This is a genomic window from Paraplanobispora takensis (genome assembly GCF_016863195.1).
GTDB lineage: Bacteria > Actinomycetota > Actinomycetes > Streptosporangiales > Streptosporangiaceae > Planobispora > Planobispora takensis.
This window is the reverse complement of the sequence record NZ_BOOK01000005.1, coordinates 251,071-275,140: the sequence shown is the minus strand read 5'-3', so window position 1 is coordinate 275,140 and position 24,070 is coordinate 251,071. Positions and strand designations below refer to the sequence as shown.

The 24,070-nt window shown below is 71.9% G+C and carries 21 protein-coding genes and 1 tRNA gene; 13 read left to right on the top strand and 9 right to left on the bottom strand.

All coding sequences use genetic code 11. From position 1 onward, the window contains the following. Positions 1-28: 28 nt before the first annotated feature. Positions 29-1,048, bottom strand: a complete 1,020-nt coding sequence (locus Pta02_RS42255; RefSeq protein ID WP_239129643.1) for a TetR family transcriptional regulator — start codon at positions 1,046-1,048, stop codon at positions 29-31. 154 nt (positions 1,049-1,202) lie between these two features. Beyond that, positions 1,203-2,150, bottom strand: a complete 948-nt coding sequence (locus Pta02_RS05525) for an acyl-CoA desaturase (RefSeq protein WP_203873550.1) — start codon at positions 2,148-2,150, stop codon at positions 1,203-1,205. Positions 2,151-2,582: 432 nt separating this feature from the next. Here Pta02_RS05525 and Pta02_RS05520 point away from each other — a divergent pair. The 12 genes from Pta02_RS05520 (at position 2,583) to Pta02_RS05465 (ending at position 14,648) form a co-directional block, all read left to right on the top strand. Continuing rightward, positions 2,583-2,654 (top strand) — tRNA-Gln (locus tag Pta02_RS05520). Between the two features lie 165 nt (positions 2,655-2,819). Further along, on the top strand, positions 2,820-4,274 hold the full coding sequence (gene glmU / locus Pta02_RS05515) for a bifunctional UDP-N-acetylglucosamine diphosphorylase/glucosamine-1-phosphate N-acetyltransferase GlmU (protein WP_203873549.1): 1,455 nt from the start codon (positions 2,820-2,822) through the stop codon (positions 4,272-4,274). Next, positions 4,271-5,248 carry a ribose-phosphate diphosphokinase gene (locus tag Pta02_RS05510; RefSeq protein WP_203873548.1) on the top strand — a complete coding sequence of 326 codons (978 nt, stop codon included), beginning with the start codon at positions 4,271-4,273 and terminating at the stop codon, positions 5,246-5,248. Before glmU ends, Pta02_RS05510 begins: the two co-directional genes overlap by 4 nt. 160 nt (positions 5,249-5,408) lie before the next feature. Next, positions 5,409-6,032, top strand: a complete 624-nt coding sequence (locus tag Pta02_RS05505) for a 50S ribosomal protein L25/general stress protein Ctc (protein ID WP_203873547.1) — start codon at positions 5,409-5,411, stop codon at positions 6,030-6,032. 93 nt (positions 6,033-6,125) lie between these two features. After that, positions 6,126-6,731, top strand: coding sequence for an aminoacyl-tRNA hydrolase (gene pth, locus Pta02_RS05500; protein WP_203873546.1), 606 nt, complete (start codon positions 6,126-6,128; stop codon positions 6,729-6,731). A gap of 232 nt (positions 6,732-6,963) precedes the next feature. After that, entirely contained in the window at positions 6,964-8,400 is a 1,437-nt protein-coding gene (locus Pta02_RS05495; protein WP_203873618.1) for a sugar transferase, read from the top strand. Further along, entirely contained in the window at positions 8,400-9,167 is a 768-nt protein-coding gene (locus Pta02_RS05490; protein ID WP_203873545.1) for a 3'(2'),5'-bisphosphate nucleotidase CysQ, read from the top strand. Before Pta02_RS05495 ends, Pta02_RS05490 begins: the two co-directional genes overlap by 1 nt. A 37-nt stretch (positions 9,168-9,204) precedes the next feature. After that, on the top strand, positions 9,205-10,119 hold the full coding sequence (gene cysD, locus Pta02_RS05485; RefSeq protein WP_203873544.1) for a sulfate adenylyltransferase subunit CysD: 915 nt from the start codon (positions 9,205-9,207) through the stop codon (positions 10,117-10,119). Continuing rightward, the gene (gene cysN / locus Pta02_RS05480; RefSeq protein ID WP_203873543.1) at positions 10,119-11,381 is read left to right on the top strand and encodes a sulfate adenylyltransferase subunit CysN; all 1,263 of its coding nucleotides are present in this window, start codon (positions 10,119-10,121) and stop codon (positions 11,379-11,381) included. The genes cysD and cysN overlap by 1 nt, the downstream gene beginning before the upstream one ends. A 374-nt stretch (positions 11,382-11,755) precedes the next feature. Then, positions 11,756-12,751, top strand: coding sequence for a sulfotransferase (locus Pta02_RS05475; protein WP_239129639.1), 996 nt, complete (start codon positions 11,756-11,758; stop codon positions 12,749-12,751). Further along, positions 12,748-13,689 carry a glycosyltransferase gene (locus Pta02_RS05470; RefSeq protein ID WP_239129636.1) on the top strand — a complete coding sequence of 314 codons (942 nt, stop codon included), beginning with the start codon at positions 12,748-12,750 and terminating at the stop codon, positions 13,687-13,689. The genes Pta02_RS05475 and Pta02_RS05470 overlap by 4 nt, the downstream gene beginning before the upstream one ends. After that, positions 13,689-14,648 carry a WecB/TagA/CpsF family glycosyltransferase gene (locus Pta02_RS05465; RefSeq protein WP_239129632.1) on the top strand — a complete coding sequence of 320 codons (960 nt, stop codon included), beginning with the start codon at positions 13,689-13,691 and terminating at the stop codon, positions 14,646-14,648. Before Pta02_RS05470 ends, Pta02_RS05465 begins: the two co-directional genes overlap by 1 nt. Before the next feature lie 34 nt (positions 14,649-14,682). Here the strand turns inward: Pta02_RS05465 and Pta02_RS05460 are convergent, their stop codons facing one another. From Pta02_RS05460 to Pta02_RS05435, 6 genes are read right to left on the bottom strand one after another with little or no spacing between them, the layout of a single operon-like run. Beyond that, the gene (locus Pta02_RS05460; RefSeq protein ID WP_203873541.1) at positions 14,683-15,585 is read right to left on the bottom strand and encodes a sulfotransferase; all 903 of its coding nucleotides are present in this window, start codon (positions 15,583-15,585) and stop codon (positions 14,683-14,685) included. After that, positions 15,582-16,967, bottom strand: coding sequence for a lipopolysaccharide biosynthesis protein (locus tag Pta02_RS05455; RefSeq protein WP_239129630.1), 1,386 nt, complete (start codon positions 16,965-16,967; stop codon positions 15,582-15,584). Before Pta02_RS05455 ends, Pta02_RS05460 begins: the two co-directional genes overlap by 4 nt. A gap of 38 nt (positions 16,968-17,005) precedes the next feature. After that, entirely contained in the window at positions 17,006-17,866 is an 861-nt protein-coding gene (locus tag Pta02_RS05450; RefSeq protein ID WP_239129695.1) for a sulfotransferase family protein, read from the bottom strand. After that, positions 17,863-18,786: a hypothetical protein gene (locus Pta02_RS41830; RefSeq protein WP_203873539.1), complete on the bottom strand. Its 924-nt coding sequence runs from the start codon at positions 18,784-18,786 to the stop codon at positions 17,863-17,865. Before Pta02_RS41830 ends, Pta02_RS05450 begins: the two co-directional genes overlap by 4 nt. Beyond that, entirely contained in the window at positions 18,716-20,062 is a 1,347-nt protein-coding gene (locus Pta02_RS05440; protein WP_239129626.1) for a hypothetical protein, read from the bottom strand. The genes Pta02_RS41830 and Pta02_RS05440 overlap by 71 nt, the downstream gene beginning before the upstream one ends. Continuing rightward, on the bottom strand, positions 20,059-21,786 hold the full coding sequence (locus Pta02_RS05435; protein ID WP_203873538.1) for a Wzz/FepE/Etk N-terminal domain-containing protein: 1,728 nt from the start codon (positions 21,784-21,786) through the stop codon (positions 20,059-20,061). The genes Pta02_RS05440 and Pta02_RS05435 overlap by 4 nt, the downstream gene beginning before the upstream one ends. Before the next feature lie 343 nt (positions 21,787-22,129). Between Pta02_RS05435 and Pta02_RS05430 the strand changes: the two genes are divergently transcribed. Continuing rightward, complete coding sequence (locus Pta02_RS05430; protein ID WP_239129624.1) at positions 22,130-23,212, top strand: glycoside hydrolase family 26 protein; 1,083 nt, start codon at positions 22,130-22,132, stop codon at positions 23,210-23,212. On the opposite strand, the gene Pta02_RS05425 is transcribed toward Pta02_RS05430, so the two are convergent. Beyond that, positions 23,096-24,052 (bottom strand): sulfite exporter TauE/SafE family protein, encoded by a 957-nt coding sequence (locus tag Pta02_RS05425; RefSeq protein WP_203873537.1) that lies wholly within the window; start codon positions 24,050-24,052, stop codon positions 23,096-23,098. The two genes, Pta02_RS05430 and Pta02_RS05425, sit on opposite strands and share 117 nt — an antisense overlap. Between the last annotated feature and the right edge of the window lie 18 nt (positions 24,053-24,070).

Below are 24,070 nucleotides of genomic sequence, written 5' to 3'. Positions count from 1 at the left end.
TTAATTTTGTCTCAACGGGTGCTGTTGCTTACTCGAGTGAGTGAACTTCTTCGTGATCCGCGGGGGACCTGACCTGCCGTGCGGCCTCCCGACCTGCCGTCCTGGCCTCCTGGACGCGGGCCTTCTCGGCCTCGCGCTGCTCGCGCTCGCGGATCTTCTCCTGCTCCTTGAGCTCGCGCAGGCGGGCCTTCTCCTGTTCGCGGGCGAGCTTCTCGGCCTCGCGCTGCTCGCGCTCGCGGATCTTCTCCTGTTCCCTGAGCTCGCGCAGGCGGGCCTTCTCCTGTTCGCGGGCGAGCTTCTCGGCCTCGCGCTGCTCGCGCTCGCGGATCTTCTCCTGCTCCTTGAGCTCGCGCTCGCGGGCCTTCTCGCGCTCGCGCAGCTCCTTCTCCGTCGGGCGCGGGGCGGGCGGGGGACGCCGCTCCTCGGCGGCCCGGGAGCCGGCGGTCAGCCGGGGGCGCGGGTCCAGGCCGGTCAGCCCGTTCCAGGCCAGGTTGACCAGGTGCGCGGCGACCTCCTCGCGGGCGGGCCTGCGCACGTCCAGCCACCACTGGCCGGTCAACGCGACCATGCCGACCAGCATCTGGGAGTACATCGGCGCGAGCTTCGGGTCGTAGCCGCGCATGACGAACTCGTCGACCATGACGTCCTCGACCTGGCTGGCGATGTCGTTGATCAGGCTCGCGAAGGTGCCGGTGCCCGAGGCCGCGTGGGAGTCGCGGACCAGGATCCGGAAGCCCTCGCTGTTCTCCTCCACGTAGGCCAGCAGCGCCAGCGCGGCGCGCTCCAGCTTGACCAGCGCGTGCGAGGCCGACAGCGCCTCGGTCACCATGCCGAGCAGTTTCTGCATCTCCCGGTCGACCACGACCGCGTAGACGCCCTCCTTGCCGCCGAAGTGCTCGTAGACGACGGGCTTGGAGACGTTGGCGGTGGCCGCGATCTCCTCGACCGAGGTGCCGTCGAACCCTTTCTCCGCGAACAGGGTCCGGCTGATCTGGATCAGCTGCTCGCGGCGTTCCTTGCCGGACATGCGTCGTCGGGGTTCACTCACAGGTCTAATAATGGCGTTTCCCCCCGACGGAACGGCAACGGCTTTCACCGGGGGGATCGCGACGGCACCGGCCGGGACCGCCGGGGCGGTCGTGCCCCGGCCGGGGGGTGCAGGGGTCACGCGGACCGCCAGAGCGGTCCCCGGAGACGGTTCGTCAGGCATTATTGATGCGCTTCGCCGCCAGCCGCTCGGGCGTGGGCCACCGTACGTCGTGGGCCCAGCCGAACTTCTCGAACCAGCGGATCATGCCGGCGCTGAGGTCGATCTGCCCCTTCAGCGCGCCGTGGCGGGCGCACGTCGGGTCGGAGTGGTGCAGGTTGTGCCAGGACTCGCCGAAGGACGGGATGGCCAGCCACCACACGTTGCGCGACTTGTCACGCGACTCGAAGGTCTCCTCGCCGAAGACGTGGCAGATGGAGTTGATCGACCAGGTCACGTGGTGGAGCAGGCCGATGCGCACCAGCGTGCCCCAGAAGAAACCGGTCGCCGCGCCCTGCCACGACCAGGTCAGCAGGCCGCCCAGCACGGCCGGAGCCGCCATCGAGAAGATCGCCAGAGCCGGGAACCACTTGTGCAGCTTGATGATGTCCGGGTCCTTGACCAGGTCGGGGGCGTACTTCTCGCGGTTGGCGCGGGTGGTCTCGAACAGCCAGCCCATGTGCGCCCAGAGCAGGCCCTTGGCCATCGACCAGAAGCCGGGCCCGAAGCGCCACGGCGAGTGCGGGTCGCCCTCCTTGTCGGAGAACTTGTGGTGCTTGCGGTGGGTGGCCACCCAGTCCAGAACCGACATCTCCAGGGAGAGGCTGCCCGCGATGCCCAGGGCGAGCTTCAGCGGGCGCTTGGCCTTGAACGAACCGTGGGTGAAGTAACGGTGGAAACCGACGGTGACGCCCATTCCGGAGACCACGTAGAAGACGGCGGCGATCGCGACGTCGGTCCAGCCCAGCAGTCCCCATCCCCAGGCGAGGGGGACTGCGGCGGCCAGGGCGACCAGCGGCGCTCCCACGACCACGCCGAAGGTGATGAGTTCGGGAGTGGTCTTCGGCTCCGGGTCGATGTCGGGCTTGGGTCCGGGGGAGGGACGTTCCGTGATGATCGTCATGCGCTACCTCTGAGACTCGGGACGGTGTGGGCCTTTTTGTCTGGCTACGCAACCGTAACCTACGCTAGGGTAAGTTAGGAATACCTAAGGCGCCAATAGCGGATGAGATGGCTGATTCCGGCGTCTTCTATGACATGAGCGCGACTCCGGCACGATTCTCCTGACCTGCGGCGAGAACCCTCTTGTCTACGCCTGCCCGGGCGGGCGATCGCTAATCCATCGCGGTGGGTAGTGCTTTGTGCCGACTGTGTGACCGGCGCCCGGGCCGGGGAAGTCCGCCGCGGACACGTTGATCTATGGAGGGGCGGGGCGCCCGGCTTGTCGGTAAGGTAGAGGTGAGGCGGCTCTGTGGTCATGCTCCGCGGTGATGCTCTGCGGTCGTGTTCCGCGATCGCGATCTGTGAGCATGGTCTCGCCGAGCCGTCCGTGTGATCCGGCATTGGGTAATTGGCAGCCCCCAAGGTTTTGGTCCTTGTTGTCCAGGTTCGAGTCCTGGTGCCGGAGCTGATGCTTGTGTCCGGTTTGGCGGGCGACTGGCCGACTGGGTGGGTTCTCCGGGGGGAAGGTATCCTCACGTTGTCGAGCGGGTGACGGTGCGGTGCCCCTGCGGTAGCCGTACGTCATCCCGTTTCGTCATGTCTCAGCCGCGATGCCGAGGGAGCCTCGTCCGTGAGTGTGCCGCGCCCGGCCGCCGTCATCGTCCTCGCCGCAGGCGAGGGAACCCGGATGAAGTCGAAAACGCCGAAGATCCTGCACGAGCTGTGCGGTCGCACCCTTGTCGACCACATGCTCACCGCCGCTCGAGGTCTCGAACCCGAGCGGCTCATTGTTGTCATCGGTCACGAGAGGGAACGGGTCGGCGCCCATCTGGCGCAGACCAGTCCCGACGCGCAGACCGTCGTGCAGGCCGAGCAGAAGGGCACCGGGCACGCGGTCAGGGTCGTCCTGGAGGCGGCCGGCGCCGTCGACGGCACCGTTCTGGTGACCTACGGCGACACGCCGATGCTGCGCACGGGCACGCTCGCCGGGCTGCTGGAGCGCCACGCGCAGGACGGCAACGCCGTGACGGTGCTCACCGCCGAGGTCCCCGACCCCCACGGATACGGGCGGATCGTCCGCGACGCCGGCGGGGCCGTGCTGGAGATCGTGGAGGAGAAGGACGCCACCCCGGAGCAGCGGGCGATCAAGGAGATGAACTCCGGCGTCTACGCCTTCGACGGGGCGCTGCTGGCCGACGCGGTCAAGCGGGTCTCGGCCTCCAACGCCCAGGGTGAGGAGTATCTCACCGACGTCCTGTCCATCCTGCGGCAGGACGGTCACCGGGTCGGCGCGCACGTCGCCGCCGACTACGTCGAGGTCGAGGGCGTCAACGACCGGGTCCAGCTCGCCTTCGCACGCAAGGTGCTCAACTCCCGGCTGCTGGAGGAGCACATGCGGGCGGGCGTCACGGTCATCGACCCGGACAGCACCTGGGTGGACGTCGAGGTCACCCTCGAGCGCGACGCCGTGATCCACCCCGGCACGCAGCTGCACGGCCGTACGACGGTCGCCGAGGGCGCGGAGGTGGGCCCGGGCTGCACGCTGACGGACACGGTGGTCGGCGAGGGCGCGGTCGTGCGCAACGCCGTGTGCGTCGAGGCGGAGATCGGCCCCGAGGCCGTGGTCGGGCCGTACGCCTACCTGCGCCCCGGCAGCGTCCTGGGACGCAAGGCCAAGGCCGGCACCTACGTCGAGATGAAGAACGCCCGGGTGGGCGAGGGATCGAAGGTGCCCCACCTCACCTATGTGGGCGACGCCACGCTCGGCGCCGGGGTGAACATCGGCGCCTCCTCGATCTTCGTCAACTACGACGGCGTCGACAAGCACCACACGACCGTGGGCGACCACGCCTTCGTGGGCTGCGACACCATGCTCGTCGCGCCGGTGAACATCGGCGACGGCGCCTACACGGCCGCGGGCTCGGTCATCGACAGCGACGTTCCCCCCGGGGCGATCGGTGTGGCCCGTGCGCGGCAGCGCAACATTGAAGGGTGGACGGTGCGCAAGCGGCCGGGCACCAGATCGGCGCAGGCGGCGCAGCGGGCCGCCGAGGCCGGAGAGCAGCAGGGGAGCACCTCCAAATGAACAGCATCAAGCAGACCGGCGAGAAGAAGCTGATGTTCTTCTCCGGGCGCGCGTATCCGGAGCTGGCGGAGGAGGTGGCCACCCACCTGGGGATCGAGACGAGCCCGACCACTCTGCGCGACTTCGCCAACGGTGAGATCTACGCCCGCTACCAGGAGTCGGTCCGCGGCAGTGACGCGTTCATCATCCAGAGCCACACCGAGCCCATCAACCAGTGGATCATGGAGCAGCTGATCATGGTGGACGCGCTCAAGCGCGCCTCCGCCAAGCGGATCACCGTGATCATGCCCTTCTTCGGCTACGCCCGCCAGGACAAGAAGGGACGCGGCCGCGAGCCCATCACGGCGCGGCTGATGGCCGACCTGTTCAAGACCGCGGGCGCCGACCGGCTGATGTCGATCGACCTGCACACCTCGCAGATCCAGGGCTTCTTCGACGGCCCGGTGGACCACCTGTTCGCCATGCCGGTGCTGGTCAACTACCTCAAGGACAAGCTCGACCTGGCCAACACCACGGTCGTCTCCCCCGACACCGGCCGCGTGCGCCTGTCCGAGCGCTGGGCCGACACGCTGGGCACCCCGCTGGCCTTCATCCACAAGCGCCGCGACCTCGACGTGGCCAACCAGGTGAAGGTGAACGAGGTCGTCGGAAAGGTGCGAGGCCGCACCTGCGTGCTGATCGACGACATGATCGACACGGCGGGCACGATCTGCAAGGCCGCCGAGGCGCTGTACGAGCAGGGCGCCACCGACGTGGTCGTGGCCGCCACCCACGCCGTCTTCTCCGACCCCGCGGTGGACCGGCTGAAGAACTCGCGCGTCTCCGAGGTCATCGTCACCAACACGCTGCCCATCCCCGAGGAGAAGAAGTTCGACAGCCTCACCGTGCTGTCGATCGCGCCGCTGATCGCCCGGGCGATCACCGAGGTGTTCAGCGACGGCTCGGTGACCAGCATGTTCGAGGGCGATTCCTGACCTTCGGGGCGTCCGCCCGGTGGCGCCGGCCGCGCCGCCGGGCGAAGCCCCGCGCCGGGCACGATAGGCTGTTGAGGTTGCGCGCGCTCGTAACGCCTTCCGCTAGGGCGGGTGAGGGGGAGCGCGCCTCCCACCGTCGAAGATCCCTAGGAGATCTGCCGTGTCTGAGGTAGTCATCAAGGCCGAGTCGCGCACCGACTTCGGCAAGGGCGCCGCCCGCAAGATCCGCCGCGAGCACAAGGTGCCCGTCGTCCTCTACGGGCACGGTACGGCTCCGCAGCACCTGACTCTGCCGGGCCACGAGCTGCTGCTCGCCCTGCGCACGCCGAACGTCCTGATCCGCCTGGAGGGCGCGGTGACCGAGCTCGCCCTGCCCAAGGGCGTCCAGCGCGACCCGCTCAAGGGTTTCCTCGAGCACGTCGACCTGCTGCTCGTCAAGCGCGGCGAGAAGGTCACCGTGGACATCCCCGTCACCGTCGTGGGCGAGGTCGCCGACGGCATCCTCGACCAGCAGATGGTGTCGGTCTCCGTCGAGGCCGAGGCGACCCACATCCCCCAGGGCGTCGAGGTCAGCGTCGAGGGCCTGGAGGTTGGCGCGCACGTCACCGCCGGCGACCTGAAGCTGCCCAAGGGCGCCACCCTGATCGCCGACCCCGAGGCGATGGTGCTGATCGTCTCCGCCGCCCCGACCGCCGAGGTCGAGGAGGAGGCCGAGGCCACCGGGGGCGAGGCCGCCGAGGCCGAGACCGAGAACGCGGCCGCCGACGCCGAGGCCGCCGAGTAGTTCCGACTGCTCCACCACTCCTCAGGGCAGCCCGGCGCCGGGCTGCCCTGAGGCGCATGTGAGGGCGCGCGTGCGCGGCCCGAGACCGAAGGGATGCCGACCGTGGACCGCTGGCTGGTCGTGGGCCTGGGGAACCCCGGGCCGGAGTACGCCGGGAACCGGCACAACGCCGGGTTCATGGTGCTGGACGAGCTGGCCGCGCGGGCCGGCGATCGCTTCAAGGTCCACAAGGCGCGGGCCGAGGTGCTGACGGGCCGCGTGTCGGGCGCCCCGGCGGTGCTGATCAAGCCCCTGTCGTTCATGAACCTCTCGGGCGGCCCGGTCAAGGCGGTCGCCGACTTCTACAAGATCGACCCGGCCCATGTGATCGTCGTCCACGACGAGCTGGACATCCCGTACGGCGCGCTGCGGGCGAAGCCGGGCGGGGGCGACAACGGCCACAACGGGCTGAAGTCGATCACCAAGTCCCTGGGCACCCGGGACTATCTGCGGGTGCGCTTCGGCATCGGCCGCCCGCCCGGCCGGATGGACCCGGCCTCCTTCGTGCTGAAGGACTTCGCCACCGCCGAGCGCAAGGATCTGGCCTTCCTGGTCGACCGCGCCGCCGACATCGTGGAGTCACTGGTCAAGGTCGGCCTGGAGCCGACGCAGAACGCCTTCCACTCGGGCGACCTGAAGATCTCCGGCCCGCCCCGGTAACCGCGCTTCCCCGGATCTCCGGGGTCTCCGCCGCACCCCGGTTCTCCGGGCCCGCCCCCGTGATCGGCCGGGGCCGTGAAGCGCGGCCGACGTGCCGTGAAGTGGGGCATCATTCCCAACCTTCACAGCCGTGGACGTTTCTGCCTTCAACTTCCGGGACTCTCGCCCCGTGGATACCATTCCATGACTGTCCGTAGACGAACGGTTACATGGAGGGAAGCGGGTGCGTGACGTGACCGCCGTCCGGGTGGCGACCCGGACGGTGACGGCAGCCCGTCCGCGTGTGCCGCAGTGGGTGCGCGGGCACCGGGCGCGCGCCGTCGCGTGCGACCTCGGCTGCGCCTTCGCGGCCGGCGCCGTCGCGCTGTTCGCCCGCTTCGGGGAGGTCACGCCCTACGTCGTCCCCTACGCCGTGCTGAGCGCCTGCCTGCCCCTGGTGTGGGTCTGCGCCATCGCCCTGAACCGCGCCTACGAGCCCCGCCTCATCGGCCTGGGGCCCGAGGAGTTCCAGCGGATCCTCCAGTGCGGCTTCATGCTCACCGCGGCCCTCGCGATCGGCGCCTACGTGACCAAGACCGACGTGGCGCGCGGCTACGTCGTGCTGGCCGTCCCGCTGGCCACCGTCCTCACCCTCGCCGCCCGCTACGGCCTGCGCCGCTCGCTGCACCGGATGCGGGCGCGCGGCCGCTGCATGCGGCGCGTCGTCGCGGTGGGCCACCGTACGGCCGTCGCCGAGCTGATCGGGCGCCTGCGCCGGGAGCCCTACCACGGCATGCACGTGGTGGGGGTCTGCACCCCGTACTCCGGCAGGGGCGCCGTCGAGGGGGTCCCGATCCTGGGCGGCTTCTCCGACGCGCCGCTGGCGGCCGGCCAGATCGCGGCCGACACCGTGGCGGTGCTGGCCTGCCCGGAGATGGACGGCGTGGCGCTGCGGCGGCTGGCCTGGCGCCTGGAGGAGACGCGCACCGAGCTGGTGGTCGCCCCGGCGCTGATGGAGGTCGCCGGGCCGCGGACCACGATCCGCCCCGTGGCGGGCCTGCCGCTCCTGCACGTCGACCATCCCGAGCTGGCCGGTGTGCGCCAGGCGGTCAAGAACCTCTTCGACCGGCTCGGCGCCGGGCTGCTGCTGGTCGCGCTGCTGCCGCTGCTGGCGGGCCTGGCGCTGGCGGTTCGCGCCTCCAGCCCGGGGCCCGCGCTGTTCCGGCAGCGGCGGGTGGGCCGTGACGGCGCCGAGTTCACGATCTACAAGTTCCGGACCATGGGGGTCGACGCCGAAGAGCGGAAGATCGCCCTCGTCGGCGACGAGGGGGGCATGCTGTTCAAGCTCCGGCACGACCCCCGGGTGACCCCGCTCGGCTCCTGGCTGCGCCGCTACTCCCTGGACGAGCTGCCCCAGCTGATCAACGTGGTGGCCGGGCACATGTCGCTGGTCGGGCCCCGGCCGCCGCTCCCGGAGGAAGTGGCCCGGTATGGTGACGACGTCCGGCGCAGGCTGCTGGTCAAGCCGGGGATGACCGGTCTGTGGCAGGTGAGCGGGAGATCCGACCTGACCTGGGAGGAATCGGTCCGCCTCGACCTGCGTTACGTGGAGAACTGGTCCCTCACTCTGGACCTGCAGATCCTGTGGAAGACTTGGTCGGCTGTCGCGCGAGGGGCTGGAGCATACTGATGACGATCCGCGACGATCACTCCCTCGCCGGGGACCTGGCGACGGAGGCGGGTGAGAGGTTGCTGGCCCTCCGGGAGCGGGAGGGGTTCGGCGACCCGTCCGCGCTGCGCAAGGAGGGCGACGCCGCCTCCCACCGGTTCCTGATGGAGGCCCTGGCGCGCCTGCGCCCCAGTGACAGCGTGCTGTCGGAGGAGGCCACCCAGCAGGAGCGCCTCGATCCCCGCCGGCTGCGGGCCGACCGGGTCTGGATCGTCGACCCGCTGGACGGCACCCGGGAGTTCGCCGAGGAGGGCCGGGCCGACTGGGCCGTGCACGTGGCGCTGTGGGAGCGCGGCGAGCTGACCGCCGGGGCCGTGGCGCTGCCCGCCCAGGGCCGCACGCTCAGCACCGGCGCGCCGCCGGCGCTGCCGCCGCTGCGGGAGGAGGCCAGGCCGCGGATCGCGGTCAGCCGGACCCGCCCGCCGGAGTTCGTGCAGAAGCTCGCCTACCTGATCGGGGCCGACCTGGTGCCGATCGGCTCGGCGGGGGCGAAGATCTCCGCGGTGCTGACCGGAGAGGTCGAGGCCTACGTGCACGCCGGCGGTCAGTACGAATGGGACTCCGCCGCGCCGGTCGTCGTCGCCCTGGCCAGTGGAGCGCACGCCAGCAGGATCGACGGCTCTGCGCTGACCTACAACCAGGGCGACCCGTCGTTACCCGATATTCTTGTTTCCCTACCGGGCTTGGCGCCAACGTTGCTCGCCGGCATCCGGGACCTGCACCGATAGAGGGAAAAAGACCCTCATCCCCCGCTAGGAGAGTCAGATGCTTCAGCGCGACTACACCACGTCGCAGCTCGATGTCCTCGAAGCAGAGGCCATCCACATCATGCGTGAGGTGGCGGCGGAGTTCGAGCGCCCCTGTCTGCTCTTCTCCGGCGGGAAGGACTCCATCGTCATGCTCCGCATCGCGGAGAAGGCGTTCTGGCCCGCCCCCATCCCGTTCCCGCTGATGCACGTGGACACCGGGCACAACTTCTCCGAGGTCATCGAGTTCCGCGACCGCCGGACCGAGGAACTGGGCGCGCGCCTGATCGTGGCCAGCGTCCAGGAGTCCATCGACACAGGGCGCGTGGTGGAGGAGACCGGGCGCAGGGCCTCCCGTAACCGGCTGCAGACGACCACGCTGCTGGACGCCATCGAGGACAACGAGTTCGACGCCGTGTTCGGCGGCGCCCGGCGCGACGAGGAGAAGGCCCGCGCCAAGGAGCGGGTGTTCTCCTTCCGCGACGACTTCGGCCAGTGGGACCCGAAGAACCAGCGCCCCGAGCTGTGGAACCTCTACAACGCCAAGATCCGCAAGGGTGAGCACATCCGGGCGTTCCCGCTGTCCAACTGGACCGAGCTGGACATCTGGGACTACATCCGCCGCGAGGGCATCGAGATCCCGTCGATCTACTACGCGCACACCCGCAAGGTGTTCGAGCGCGACGGCATGCTGCTGGCCGACAACCCGTGGATCACCCGCGGCGACGACGAGCCGGTCTTCGAGGCCGTCGTGCGCTATCGCACGGTGGGTGACGCCACCTGCACCGGGGCGGTGCAGTCGAGCGCCGCGACGGTCGAGGAGATCATCGAAGAGATCGCCGCCACCCGGATCACCGAGCGCGGAGCCACCCGCGCCGACGACCGCGCCTCCGAGGCCGCGATGGAAGACCGCAAGAGGGAAGGCTACTTCTGATGGACATTCTTCGCTTTGCCACGGCGGGAAGCGTCGACGACGGAAAGTCGACCCTGATCGGACGGCTGCTCTTCGACTCCAAGGCGATCTTCGAGGACCAGCTGGAGGCGGTCGAGCGCACCTCCCGCGACCGCGGCACCGAATACACCGACCTGTCGCTGCTCACCGACGGTCTGCGGGCCGAGCGTGAGCAGGGCATCACGATCGACGTGGCCTACCGCTACTTCGCCACCCCTCGGCGCAAGTTCATCATCGCCGACACCCCCGGCCACATCCAGTACACCCGCAACATGGTCACCGGCGCCTCCACCGCCGACCTGGCGATCATCCTGATCGACGCGCGCAAGGGCGTGCTGGAGCAGTCGCGGCGCCACGCCTTCCTGACCACGCTGCTGCGGGTGCCGCACCTGGTGCTGGCGGTCAACAAGATGGACCTCGTCGACTACTCCGAGGAGCGGTTCGAGGAGATCCGCGAGGAGTTCACCTCCTTCGCCTCCAAGCTGAACGCCCCCGACCTGACGTTCATCCCGATCTCGGCGCTGCACGGCGACAACGTGGTGTCCCGCTCGGAGAACATGCCCTGGTACAACGGGTCCTCGCTCCTGCACCACCTGGAGAACGTGCACATCGCCTCCGACCGCAACCTGGTCGACGTGCGCTTCCCGGTCCAGTACGTCATCCGTCCCCAGCGCGCCACCGACCCGGCCCTGCACGACTACCGCGGCTACGCGGGGCAGGTCGCCGGCGGCGTGCTCAAGCCGGGTGACGAGGTCATGCACCTGCCCTCCGGCCTGACCACCCGCATCGCGTCGATCGACACCTTCGACGGCCCGGTGGAGGAGGCCTTCCCGCCCATGTCGGTGACCCTCCGCCTGGAGGACGACATCGACATCTCGCGCGGCGACATGATCTGCCGCCCGAACAACCAGCCGCACGCCGCCCAGGAGCTGGAGGCGATGGTCTGCTGGATGACCGACGCGAGCAGGCTCGGCCCGCGCACCAAGCTGACCATCAAGCACACCACCAGGACGGCGCGGGCGATGGTGCGCGACCTGCACTACCGGCTGGACGTCAACACCCTGCACCGCGACGAGGGGGCGCAGTCGCTCGGCCTGAACGAGATCGGCCGCGTCTCCCTGCGCGTCACCCAGCCGCTGTTCGTCGACGACTACGCGCGCAACCGCCTCACCGGCGGCTTCATCCTCGTCGACGAGGCCACCAACAACACCGTCGGCGCGGGCATGGTCGTCGAGGCACGATAGACGACCCCCGCGAGGATCTCCCGGCGCCCGTTCCCGCCGTCCGCCCGCCCGCGGACGGCGGGGGCGGGCGCTTCGCCGTACCGGGGCACGGGGAACCGGAGGGAGCGGCCGGGCGCCGGGGGAGCGGGTGATCGACGAGGGCCGTCTGTACGGCGCACCGGGGCGTGAACGACCGGCTCGGGGCTCTGCGGGGCGGCCGGTGAGGGGCGGTCACGGCGCCGGGGTGGGGATGGCCGGCGCGGACTCTCCGTACGGCGAGCCGTGAATCCGGTCACGGAGCGTAGGTAGATTGTTTGACTGTTCGCTAACTCTGAGGTTACTCTCCGCGCTAATGTCGGCACGTTCCGTATCCATCGCGGTGAGGATTCGCACCTGTGCCTACCAGTCCCCCTCCTGTCCGGGTCGTCTTCCTGGGAGGGCTGGGCCGCAGCGGAACCACCCTGCTGGAGCGCCTTCTGGGCGAGGTCCCCGGTGTCGTCGCGCTGGGTGAGGTGGTTCACCTCTGGACCCGCGGCGTGCTGGCCGACGAGGCCTGCGGATGCGGTGCGCCGTTCGGCGCGTGCCCGTTCTGGCGGGCGGTCGGCGAGCGGGCGTTCGGCGGATGGTCCACCGAGCGGGCCGGGCGGATGCTCACTCTCCGGGACCGGGTCGACCGCACCCGCCACATCCCCGCGCTGGCGCGCCTGCTGGACCGGGAGGGGGCCGGGTTCGGGGCGTGGCCGCCGGTGACGACTGAGCCGGGCACCGGCGCGCGGCAGCGCGAGATGATCACCGAGCTGGGCGAATACGTCGCCGCCCACCGCCGCCTCTACGCCGCGGCCGGCGAGGTCGCCGGCTGTCAGGTCGTCGTCGACTCCAGCAAACACGCCTCCCTGGCCTTCTGCCTGGCGGCGGCCGGGGCCGACGTGCACGTCGTGCACGTCGTGCGCGACCCCCGCGCGGTCGCGCACTCCTGGCAGCGGCGGGTCGCCCGCCCCGAGGACGGTGCCCCGATGACCCACTGGTCGCCCGCCCGCACCTCGTTGCACTGGCTGGTGCAGAACCTCGGCCTCGAACTGCTGGCGCGGCGGGGCATCCCGGTCACCCGGGTCCGCTACGAGGACCTGCTGGCCGATCCCTCCCGGACGCTCAGGCGCCTGGTCGCCGGGCTCGGCGTGCACCCGCGCCTGGACTTCCTCGGCGAGGGGGAGGCCGAGCTGTCGACGGCGCACACCGCCTCGGGCAATCCCATGCGTTTCAGGGTCGGCCGCATCGAGCTGACCCGCGACGACGGATGGCGCGCCGCCGCGCCGCCACGTCACCGGCGCCTGGTCACCGCACTGACCTGGCCACTCATGATCAGATACGACTACTGCGGGAGGCTCATGTGAGTCCGTCGGTGGGTGTGGTCATCCCCACGCGAGGCCGTCGGCCCGGGCAACTGCGCACGGCCACGCGCTCCGCGATGGCGCAGGACCATCCCGGCCCGGTCGAGATCGTCATCGTCGTCGACGGCGAGGACCCGGCCCCGGTGGCCGACCAGGTGGCCGACCTCCTGGCCGGCCTGGCGATGGCGGTGCGTGAGGAGACTCCGGCGCCGCGCCGGGTCCGCGTCCTGGCCAACCGGCTCAGCCCCGGCCTGCCGGGCGCGCGCAACACCGGGATCGCCGCCCTGGACACCGACCTGGTGGCCTTCTGCGACGACGACGACCGGTGGCTGCCGGGCAAGCTGAGCGCCCAGATCGCCGAGCTGGAGGCCGAGCCGGCGGCGGAGTTCGCCAGCTGCGCCATCGAGGTCGAGTACGGCTCCCGCCGCACCCCCCGCCTGGCGGGCACCGACCGGGTCACCCACGGCCACCTCGTGCGCTCGCGCATGATGATGGTCCACTCCTCGACGTTCCTGTTCCGCCGGGGGTCGCTGTGGGTGGACGAGAGCGCCCCCGGCGGCCAGAACGAGGACTGGGACCTGGCGCTGCGCGCCGCGGGCCGCCACCCGATCGTGCACGTCGACCGCCCCCTGGTCCGCGTCGGCTGGGGAGGCTCGGCCTACGCGACGCGCTGGGCCGACCGGATCGCCGGGCTGGAGTGGATGCTCGCCCGCCACCCCGGCCTGGCCGCCGACCCGCGCGGCGCGGGCCGGATCTACGGCCAGCTCGCCTTCCACCACGCGGCGCTCGGCCACCGCCGCGAGGCGGGCCGCTGGGCCTGGCGGGCGCTGACCACCAGGCTCGCCGAACCCCGGACGCCGCTGGCCCTGGTCGTGGCCGTGGGTCTGCTGCCGGCGGGCGTCGTGCTCACCCGGCTGCACCACTACGGACACGGCATCTGATGCGGGCGGAGATCGGCCGCGGCCTCACCGCCGTCGGCGCCCGCTCCCAGCTCCTCGTCCGCAAGATGCGGGTCACCGGACACGACTCCACCGCGGCGCCGGCGGCATCGCTGACACCGCCGTCACCGCCGATGCCCTCACCGCCGGTCCCGCGGCAGCGGCCACGGTCGCGGCCGGACAAGGCCACCCGCAGGCGGCTGCGCCGCCGGGTGCGCGTGGCGGGGGTCGCGATCGACCCGATGACCGAGAGCGAGGTCGTCGATCACGTCGTGGCCGCGCTGAAACGCGGCGAGGGCGGCCACATCGTCACCCCGAACGTCGACATCAGCCGGGCCGTCTCCCGCGACGCCGCCCTGCGCGAGCTCGTCGAGGGGGCCGACCTCGCGGTCGCCGACGGCATGCCGCTGGTGTGGGCGGCCAGGCTGCTGCGCACCCCGGTCCCCGGCCGGGTCACCGGCGCCGACCTGATCTGGTCCCTGTCGGAGGCGGCGGCCTTCTACCGCCACCCGATCTATCTGCTGGGCGGGCCCCCGGGCGTGGCCCGGCAGGCGGCGGGCCGGCTCATCGCCCGCAACCCCGCGCTGATCGTCGCCGGGGTCGACGCCCCGCCGTACGGATTCGAGGACTGCCCCGACGCCTTCGCCGAGGTCAAGGAGGCGGTGCTGGCCGCCGCTCCCCGCCTGGTCTTCGTCGGCCTCGGCTTCCCCAAACAGGACCGCCTCATCGCGGCGCTGCGTGAGGACATGCCCGGCACCTGGTTCGTCGGCTGCGGCTCGGCCATCTCCTTCGCCGCGGGCGCGGTGCGCCGGGCCCCGAGGTGGATGCGGCGCGCCGGGCTGGAGTGGCTGTTCCGGCTCTACAGCGAGCCCGGCCGGCTGGCCCGCCGCTATCTGGCCGGGGACCTGCCGTTCGCGATCAGGCTCCTGACCGTCTGCCTCGTCCGGCGGTTGTTCTCCTGAGCCCGTCCTGCCGGGCAGGACCGGGAGGACAGACTCAGGCGTGGGCCAGCTCCAGGACCCGGCGGGCCTCGGCCGGGGTCAGGCGGGAGCTCGCCTCGGCCAGGGCGCGGCGGGAGTCCGTGGGGCGGAAGGCCGTGCGGGACAGGCCGTGCCAGGCGAAGCCGCGGCCGCAGGAGGCGGGAGCCGTACAGGCCCGGGAGATACGGGACTCGGCGGCGGGCGTCCAGGTCAGGCCCGCCCAGTCGTACAGGCGGCGGAAGCCGGTCAGGGGGTCGGTGGCCAGGTCCTCGTAGGAGACCAGCAGGATCTCCGGATGCCGGGCGGCCAGGTCGGCGGCGACGGCGGTGGTGACCCGCCAGAGCGCGGCGGCCTTGGCCAGGCGGTCCTGGGAGCCCACCAGGGGGCGCAGCTCCTCCACCCGGGGATGGTCGCGGACCAGCAGGGGCTGCTCCAGCAGCTCGTGGAAGTACACCGTCCAGCCGAGCCGCTGCCAGCTGCCGGCGAACGCCACCGGGTCGCGGACCATGACGATCACCCGGCAGCCCAGCCGCCCGGCGAACCAGCCCGCCGACAGCAGCGCGAACGGGTCGTCGAGCAGCGCCCGGCGGCCGGTCAGCCGCCCGAAGGTGAACGCGGTGCCGTAGCGGACCATCCGGGCCAGATCGTACGGCGCGCGGTTGCGGCGCAGCTCGGCCAGGAAGCGATAGCGCAGCGCCACGGTGTCGGTGAAGGCCCGCAGCCAGGTCGCGTCGTCGTCGGCGCTGATGTACTGGAAACGGTGGGTGACCTCGGCGTCGAGCACGCCGGGGGAGCGGCCGGGCCGGTGCGAGGGGTTGAGCGGCTCGTTGACGTAGACCAGCTCGCCGCTCGCCGCGAGCATCTTCCCGGCCCAGCTCGTGCCGCTCCTGGGCAGGCCGGTCACCAGTACGGGCGTCATCGAGACCTCCTGAACGCGAGGGGGAGGGCCGCGCCGGGGCCGTCATCGCCGTGCCGCCGCCAGGGCGTGCACGCGGGAAGGGTGTGGCGGCCGAAGGGGCGCAGGCCGTACCGGCGGTGCAGCCGCCACAGCGGCAGCAGGTTCTTGGTCAGCACGCCCCCCGACCAGCCGAGGGCCGCGCCGAGCGTGCCGAGCGAGGGGATCAGCGCCACGTCCAGCGCCACGGTCACGGCCACGGCGGTGAGCAGGTTCACCAGACCGGCCCGGGTGTGCCCGGCGGCGGTCAGGGCCACATCGGCCATGCCGCAGGCGGTGGCGACCATCATGGTGGCGGCCAGCACGAGCGCGACCGGGACACCCGCGGTGTAGTCCCCGCCACGCCCGCCGTGGCCGAACAGACCGAGCAGCCACGGCGCGAGCGCGGCGTAGCCCGCCCAGATCGGCCAGGTCAGCAGGACCAGCCAGGCCGTGGTGGTCTGGTAGAGCCGGCGGGCCCGGGACAGGTCGCCTCCGGACAACGCGCGGACCAGCCGCGGCTGCGCCGCCTGCGCCAGACCCTGCCCGGCGAGCTGGCCCACGACCTTGAAGCGGGTGGCGGCGGTGTAGACGGCCGCCTCCGCGGGCCCGGCGAGCGCCGCGACGATCACGATGTCCAGCCGCTGGAACACCGCCTGTACGGCCGCCGCCGCCGACCTCGGCCAGATGTGCCGCCACAGCTCGCGGGCGGCGCCGCGCCGTACCGATGGAGGCTCGGCGGAGGAGCGGCGGCGCAGCCAGAACGCGGCCGGCAGCAGAACCGGCAGGTACGGCAGCGCCCACGCCGCCAGCAGAGCGGCCGGACCGGGGGAGGCGGAGACGTCTGCGGGGACGGCCGAGAGCACCAGGGCGAGGAGGACCAGCTGGCCCAGCGGCCGCAGGGCGCCGTCCAGGAGCGCCGTGAGCCGCATCGTGCCGAGCCCTCTGGTCGCCGCGATCAGGATGTCGGAGCACACGACGACGGGGAGCGCGAGGGCGGTCACGAGGACGGCGCCGGACGCGCCCGCCGGGACGAGGCCTCCGGCGGTCGCGATGACGGCCATGGTGATCGAGACGACCACCGAGAGGAGGAGGACCGGGACGAGCGCGGCGCGCAGGTAGGCGGCGGTCTGCGGGGAACCGGCCCGGCGGGAGAGGAAGTGCACCAGCGCGTTGCCGGTGTCCAGCCGGAGGATCCCGGCGGTCATCAGGCACAGCGCGGTCGCCGTGAAGAACGTGCCCGCGGTCTCCGGGCCGGTGGACCGGGTGAGCAGCACGACGGTGAGGAACTGAGCGCCGCCGGAGACCGCGGCCCCGGCCAGCCCCGCCAGCCCATGCCTGACCAGCCCGCCGGGCGGGCGTCGCACGGATGGGGAGGGCGCCGGCACGGGGCTTGGGTGCGGGATCAGTGTCGCCAGGAGGGGACCGCGCCGAGCCATGGCGTCAGCAGGGTGTCGGACTGCTCGAAGTGCTCGCTCAGCTCCCGGCGGAGGGAGGAGGGCATGGGCGCGGGCCGGGGGCGGGCGTTGTGGCGCTCGAACACCGGGTCACCGATGTGCGGCAGGCCGAGGAACTCCAGTACGCGGTCGTAGACGGCCTCGGGGCGGGAGAAGAACCTCCCGCTGTCCACGACGAGGACACGGTCGCGGCCGATCAGCCGCTCCACCCGGGAGAGCTGTTCGGCATAGCGGCCCCTGGCCAGGTAGGCGTGGTGGCGGTGGGAATGGCTGGCGGCCCGGGGGGAGCGGGCCAGCTCGCGCACCGCCCCGGCCAGCCGCTCCTCCTCCAGCTCGACGGCCCTGGCGAAGGAGGGCTCGGTCTCGAACCCGCGGGCCAGCTCGTGGGCGTGGGCGGAGAAGGCGCGCTCGACCGGGTCGCGTACCAGCACGATCAGCTTCACCCCCGGCAGGTCCTCGGCGATCCGGGCGGCGGCCAGCGGGTGGAACAGGTAGTAGGGCGCCGACTCGAAGGCCAGCGGCCGCCGGCCGTGCCGCCGTGACAGCCGGGAGACCGAGGCCGTCAGCGGGAAGTGGGCGCGGTACCAGGAGATGCCGCGGTGGTAGGCCATGTCGAAGTAGTGCACGCCCTTGCGCAGGACGGGCTTGAGCGTCAGCGGGTGCTGCGCGAGCGCCCGGTAGAGCGAGGTCGTGCCCGAGCGCTGCGCCCCGACGATCAGGAAGGAGGGCAGCATCCGGCCCCCCGCGGTGAGGCGGCCCGCGGTCAGCGACACGGCATGGGCGGAACGTTTCAGTGCGGGGGGCGTCACGTTAAGACCTCCTGGCCGTCGACGACGGGGCTGAGCCACTGGGCGGGCGGGCCGAGCGGCTCGTGGCCGTCGGCGGCGTGCCGCTCGGCCAGCACGATCAGGTAGTGGACCGCGGTGAGCCGCGCCTCGGCGGCGGACAGGCCGAAGGGGGCGAGGATCGGCAGCGCCTGCGCCAGGCACGCCCGGGCCGCGACGGCGGGCTTCATCCGGCGCAGGGCCCGCTGGAAGAAGTGGTGCAGGGCGTCGAAGCCGAGCGGGACCCCGACGGCGAACCGCTCCCAGTCCCACACCAGCAGCCGCCCGTCGGGACCGCGCGCGATGTTCCACGGGCACAGGTCGCCGTGCCAGGCGAACCGATCTCCGGAGACGGCGCTGATCTCGCGGATCGCCTCGGTGAGCAGGTCCGCCGGGACCGCGCCGCGCCGGCCGCGGAGCCGGGCCCGGTCGGGCACCGGGAGCGGGGACAGCGCGAGGACCGACAGGCCGTGCCAGGAACCGTGGTGCAGCACGACCGGCGGCACGACCGTCTTCAGCGGCGCACCGGCGAGCATGTCGAGCGTGCGCGCCTCGTTGGCGACGAGCTCGCGGGTGCGGGCGGTGTCGCCGATCTTCGCGAACGCGACCAGGCCGTCGGGGCCGTGCGCCTCCAGGATGGGCTTGCGGTTGACCCGCCGGGCCGGGCGGACGTGCAGCACCGCGCGGATCGGGACGCCCAGAGCCTCGCTCAGATAGGTCTCGACGGTGTCCCGCCCGGAGGGGACCATGACCTTCCCGCAGGGGTGCCACCACGCCCGCGGGGCGAGCCTGCGGGGCAGCAGCGGGTGCGGGAGCAGGCTGTAGGGGCGGGACTCACCCGGACCGGGGAACAACAGACTGATCGTCTGGCGAAGGTAGCGCAGACGGACTCGTGCGTCGTTCATCCTGCGTGTTCCTCCAGAGCAGCGCGAATGAGATCAGATAGAGGCTGAGCGGTGTGACCAGCCCGTCGTAGACGAACATGTAGAGAAGCGTGAGGATCATCACCAGGACGCCGGCCATGCCGATCGGCGAACGGTCGCTCCAGTGGCGGCGGACCGCGCCGGCGAAGAACGCGACGTAGAGCCCGGCGCCGACGAACCCCTGAGTGATCATCAGGTGCCAGAGCTGGCCGTCGCTGCCCAGTGGCGGGTGACCGCAGGTTTCGCACCAGTCGCTCTTGCCGGTGGTGATCGTCTTGTGGTTGCCCGTCGCGTTGCGCGTGTTGCCGTAGCCGATGAAGGGCGAGGTGCCCGCGGCGGCGACGGTGGCCGACACGGTGAAGGAGCGGATGTCGTTGCTGTGCGGGTTGTCCAGGCGCTTGGCGACCAGCGGCTGCAGGGGGCTGAGGAAGAAGGCGAGCGCCCCGGCGGCGACGGCCGAGCAGACCATGACGCGGCTGCGCGCGTTCAGGCGGAGCACCAGGTAGGCGGCCGCGACGCCCAGGCCGATCCACAGGCCGCGGTTGAGCGAGTAGACCGCCGGGACGGCGGCCAGCGCGAGCATCGGGACCACGGCCGGGCGCCTGCGCGGCCCGCCGTACACCCACCAGCCGACCACGAACCAGATCAGCAGCACCGACAGGTTGCTGCCCCAGGCGTTGGCCCACTCGAAGGGGGCCTCGGGGCGCGGGGAGGCGTGGCCGAGGACCTTCTGCATCTGGGCGGCGGTGGGGTGGATGAGGTTCTGGACGAAGGAGTTGCCGCCGATCCAGTCGGGCAGCAGCCGCTCCACCGGGGAGGTGAACTCCACGTGCGGGGCGAACACGCCGAGCAGGCCGCCGGCGACGGTCGTGACGAACAGCACGCCGAGCATGCGCACCAGCGCGAGCTGCGGGAGCTCCCCGGCGCTCAGGTTGCCGAGGTAGAGCACCATGATCGTCAGGGAGACGTAGAGGCACAGGCGCATGAGGTAGCCGATGATCCGGCCCGCGCCGAACTCGCCGTAGGTGCCCGGCGGCATCTCGCCGAGCATGCCGGCGCTGACGAGGTATCCGGCCAGCAGCAGCAGCCACAACCCGAAGCCGCGCGGCACCCTGATCGGCCGCCGGCGCCACAGGATGACCGCCATCGGCGGAGCCAGGAGGACCACCGCCAGCCCGCCGAAGCCCAGCAGCCACCACACGGGGTAGCCCACCAGGAACGCGGCGATCGGCCAGGCCGCCCGGCTCGGGAGCCTCACTGCGGGAAGACCTTCTTGCCGACCACCGGGAACTGCACCAGCGGGGTGGTCTCCGGCGAACCCTCCGCGGGCTCACTCTGGGCGGAGGGTACGGCCAGCCCGGCGGAGGGCAGCCCGGTCCTGCGCATGGCGGCCCGGACGTCGTCGACGGAGATCTCCGTGGTGGGGGCCCCGGCCTCCGGAGAGGCGGAGCGCCGGGCGGGTGCGGGATCCGGGGACGTGTGACGGCCGGTGGCCGGCGCGGGGCCGGGGGGTGTGGAGCGCCCGGCGGCGGATGCGGGATCGGGCGAGGTGCTGCGGCCGGCGGCCGGTACGGGTCCGGAGAGCGCCGGGTGGCCGATGACCGGGGAGTCGGGGAGCACGGGGTGGCCGGGGGGCGCGGGCTTGGGGGATGTGCGGCGGCCCGGGGCCGGTGAGGGGCCGGTGGCCGGACCGGAGCCGACGGCGCGCGAAGGGCCGGAGGTCACGGCGTTCGGGGTCGCGGGATTCGATGTCACGGCGGCCGGCGTCACAGGATTCGGCGTCGCGGCGTTCGAGGCCACAAGGCTCGGCGTCACGGTGTTCGAGGCCACGGGGTCCGGCGTCGCGGTGTTCGAGGCCACGGCGCTTTCGATCGCCGCGGCCACCCGGGCGTCGGCGGACCGGCCGGGTGCGGCCGGGGCCGGGTCGGGCCGGTGGCCGTCCCCGCGGGGGCGCCTGCCGGGGCGCTTGTCGCGGGCGGTGACGACCGCGCCGACCACCGGCACGCGCCCGCCGCGCAGCTCGCGCAGAGCCCGCCTGACCTCGCGGGCGGAGGCGCCGGGCAGCGGGACCAGCACCACCGCGCCCGCCGTACCGGACAGGTCGCGCACCCGCTCGCCGCTGACGACGTCGAGCCCGGTCAGGCGCATGACGTCGGGGACCGTGCGGATCCCGGGGTCGAGACGGTCGCGGAGCCAGGCCAGGGCGACCCCGGACAGCAGGCCCAGCATGAAGCCGCTTCCGACGTACAGGGGAGGGCTCGGGGCGCTGGGGGCGTCCGGGGCGACCGCCTCGCTGATCACCGAGCCGGGGGTGACCGCGACGGTCCTGAGCTCGTCGTACTTGACGGTGAGGTTGTAGATCTGGCGGCTGAGCACGCTGCGCCGCTGCAGGGCGATGGTGCGCTCCGCGCCGCCCCTGGCCAGCCCGGGGAGCTCGGCCACGACCTCGGTCATGCCCTTGTCGAGCTGCTTGAGCTTGTCGTGGAAGCTCTCCAGCTGGACGCCCAGCGCCTGGGCGGCGGCCTCCCGGCGGTGGGCGAGGTAGGCCTGGGCGTAGGCGCTGGCCCCCGCCGCGGCGCTGTTGGGGTCGGCGGCGGTGTAGGAGATCTCCAGGACCGAGGTGTTGGGCGGCACGTTGACGTCGACGGGGTCGAGGTCGCCCTTGAGGGCCTTCTCGGCCTTCCTGGCGACCACCGCGGACTGGGCGATCTGCGCCTCGGTGTCGAGGTTGAGCGCCTCGCGCTGCCGGCCGGTCACCTGGTTGGTCGGCTCCTGGACGCCGGTCGCGGTGACCAGGACGTGGGCGGAGGCGGTGTAGGAGGGCGGGGTGGAGCTCAGCAGGGCGACGCCCCCGCCGGTGCCCGCCAGCAGGCAGAGCAGGAAGATCGGCCAGCGGCGGCGGAGCAGGGCCGCGTAATCCGCCAGATCTCCGCCGGAGCGGCGGACGGCGGTGTCCGGCGACGGGTCCGGCGACAGGCTCATGGATACACGGGTCCCTCTCGGGCGGGCCTCGGGCGGTGAGGACGACTCGGGCCGGCCCCGTGGAGCAGGGGCGACGGCTCTGGAAACCCTAGGAACTATAGGCCGGGTTGCCATTTTCCCGATCGAATACGCAAGATTTCTTCACGCCAGACACGGCAATCACGGCGAGATAACGATGGTTTATCCGTTATTTCCTCCCCGCCACCCCGTCCCTCCGGAACGGAGCGGCAAAGTATGCGGCACGGCAGGTCCGGTAGATGGGAGGGTGTGGTTCGCGGAAAGTCAGGAAACGCGCAAGTGGATCATGTGTGAGGCACTGTTGTATCGGACAAATGCCGATTTAATGTCAGCGCTGAAGATGTCGGGAATCGCCGGTTCCTGTGTCGTCCTGATGCTGGGACTGGGCGCGTGCACCCAGGCCTCGGGCGTCGCGCGGGACGCGACGCACCACACCCCGGCGAGCGGTCTGCTGGGGCTGGACTCCTCCACTCCCGGCTGCGAGGTCAGCGCCAGGCTCATCCCCTCCTGCGGGGCCTGGTGGGGGATGACGCCGGAGGTGTTCTCGGGCCGGCGGCCCGGGGCGGGGCTGCGCAGGGCCGAGGCGCGCATGGGGCGCCGGGCCGACATCATGCACCTCTACCACCGGGGAGCCGAGCTCTTCCCGACGCGCGAGGAGCGGGCGATCGCCCGCGACCCCGACGGCCGCAGGCTCCTGCTGGTCAACTGGAAGCCGTCCTTCGACCACACCTGGGCCCAGATCGCCCGGGGGGCGCTGGACCGGCGGATCGACCGGCTGGCCGCGCACATCCGCAGGACCTTCCCCGAGCGGTTCTTCCTGACCGTGCACCACGAGCCGGAGAACGACGTGCGGGAGGACCCGGCCTCGGGCATGACCGCCCGGGACTACGCGCAGATGTACCGCCACGTGGTGCTGCGCCTGCGGGAGAAGGGCGTCAGGAACGCGGTCACCGTGATGACCTACATGGGGGCGCCCAACTGGGCCGCCAAGCCCTGGTTCGAGCAGCTGTACCCGGGTGACGACGTGGTCGACTGGGTCGCCATGGACCCCTACGCCGACGACCGGGTCCAGACCTTCGAGCAGCTGATCAACAAGACCCGCGACGACTTCGCCCAGTGGCCCGGGTTCTACCGCTGGATGCAGTGGCGCTTCCCCGGCAAGCCGCTCATGCTCGCCGAGTGGGGCGCCTTCGAGCGCTACGACCAGCGCCGGTTCAAGGAGTCCTTCTTCGCCTCGGTCCGCCGGCAGATGCGCCGCTATCCGCAGATCAAGGCGCTGGTCTACTTCGACTCACCGCGCGCCCCGCGAGGGGACACCCGGTTCGACACCACTCCCGGTGCCACGGCCGCCTTCCGCGCCCTCGCCCACGACCCCTACCTGCGCTCTACGGCGGTTCCGCGCGAGTGACCGGAACACGACCGCCCCGGCGAGCACCGCGCCGGCCAGGATCCACAGCAGCGCCACGTTGCCCACGCCCAGCAGCTTGAGGGACGAGGCCAGCAGCACCACCGCCAGCAGCGCGCGGATGACGTCGCCGTGCGCCCGCGAGGAGATGCGCGCCCCGATGTAGACGCCGGGGATCGCCCCCACCAGCAGCGAGGCGGTGACGTCGAGCTGGAAGTCGCCGAACAGCAGGTGCCCGAGGGCGGCCGAGGTGACCAGCGGGACCGCCTGGACCAGGTCGGTGCCGACGAGCTGGTTGGCCTTCAGCGCGGGATAGAGCATGAGCAGGGCCACGATCATCAGGGAGCCCGAGCCCACCGAGGAGATGCCCACGACGACGCCGCCGACTATACCGATCAGTACGGTCGGGATCGGGCGCACGGCGATCTCGCCGACCTCCGCCGAGGCGGGCCCCTCGCGCCCGGCGAGATAGGCCTTGGCGACCAGGCCCACGACGGCCAGCAGCAGGGCCACGCCCAGGGCGTACTTGACGGCCTGCTGGACCTGCTCGCCCTCACCGAACGCCCGGATCAGCAGCACCCCGCAGAACGCGGCGGGCACCGAGCCCGCGCACAGCCAGCCGACCAGCCGCAGGTTGACCGTTCCCCGCCGCATGTGGACGAACCCGCCCACCGGCTTCATCACCGCCGAGGCGACCAGGTCGCTGGAGACCGCCGCCAGCGGCGGCACGTTGAAGAACAGCATCATCATCGGCGTCATCAGGGCGCCGCCGCCCATGCCGGTCAGCCCGACGATGATCGCGACGAGGAACGACCCGCCGATCAGGGGGAGATCGAGATCCATCAGCCGCTCACCGCTTCC

Coding starts and splice junctions, on each gene's coding strand:
- cysN (WP_203873543.1), top strand. CDS start 10,119: ATGGACATTCTTCGCTTTGCCACGGCGGGAAGCGTCGACGACGGAAAG.
- Pta02_RS05510 (WP_203873548.1), top strand. CDS start 4,271: ATGAACAGCATCAAGCAGACCGGCGAGAAGAAGCTGATGTTCTTCTCC.
- Pta02_RS05425 (WP_203873537.1), bottom strand. CDS start 24,052: ATGGATCTCGATCTCCCCCTGATCGGCGGGTCGTTCCTCGTCGCGATC.
- Pta02_RS41830 (WP_203873539.1), bottom strand. CDS start 18,786: ATGAACGACGCACGAGTCCGTCTGCGCTACCTTCGCCAGACGATCAGT.
- pth (WP_203873546.1), top strand. CDS start 6,126: ATGCCGACCGTGGACCGCTGGCTGGTCGTGGGCCTGGGGAACCCCGGG.
- Pta02_RS05435 (WP_203873538.1), bottom strand. CDS start 21,786: ATGAGCCTGTCGCCGGACCCGTCGCCGGACACCGCCGTCCGCCGCTCC.
- cysD (WP_203873544.1), top strand. CDS start 9,205: ATGCTTCAGCGCGACTACACCACGTCGCAGCTCGATGTCCTCGAAGCA.
- Pta02_RS05460 (WP_203873541.1), bottom strand. CDS start 15,585: ATGACGCCCGTACTGGTGACCGGCCTGCCCAGGAGCGGCACGAGCTGG.
- Pta02_RS05430 (WP_239129624.1), top strand. CDS start 22,130: ATGTCAGCGCTGAAGATGTCGGGAATCGCCGGTTCCTGTGTCGTCCTG.
- Pta02_RS05465 (WP_239129632.1), top strand. CDS start 13,689: ATGCGGGCGGAGATCGGCCGCGGCCTCACCGCCGTCGGCGCCCGCTCC.
- Pta02_RS05490 (WP_203873545.1), top strand. CDS start 8,400: ATGACGATCCGCGACGATCACTCCCTCGCCGGGGACCTGGCGACGGAG.
- Pta02_RS05525 (WP_203873550.1), bottom strand. CDS start 2,150: ATGACGATCATCACGGAACGTCCCTCCCCCGGACCCAAGCCCGACATC.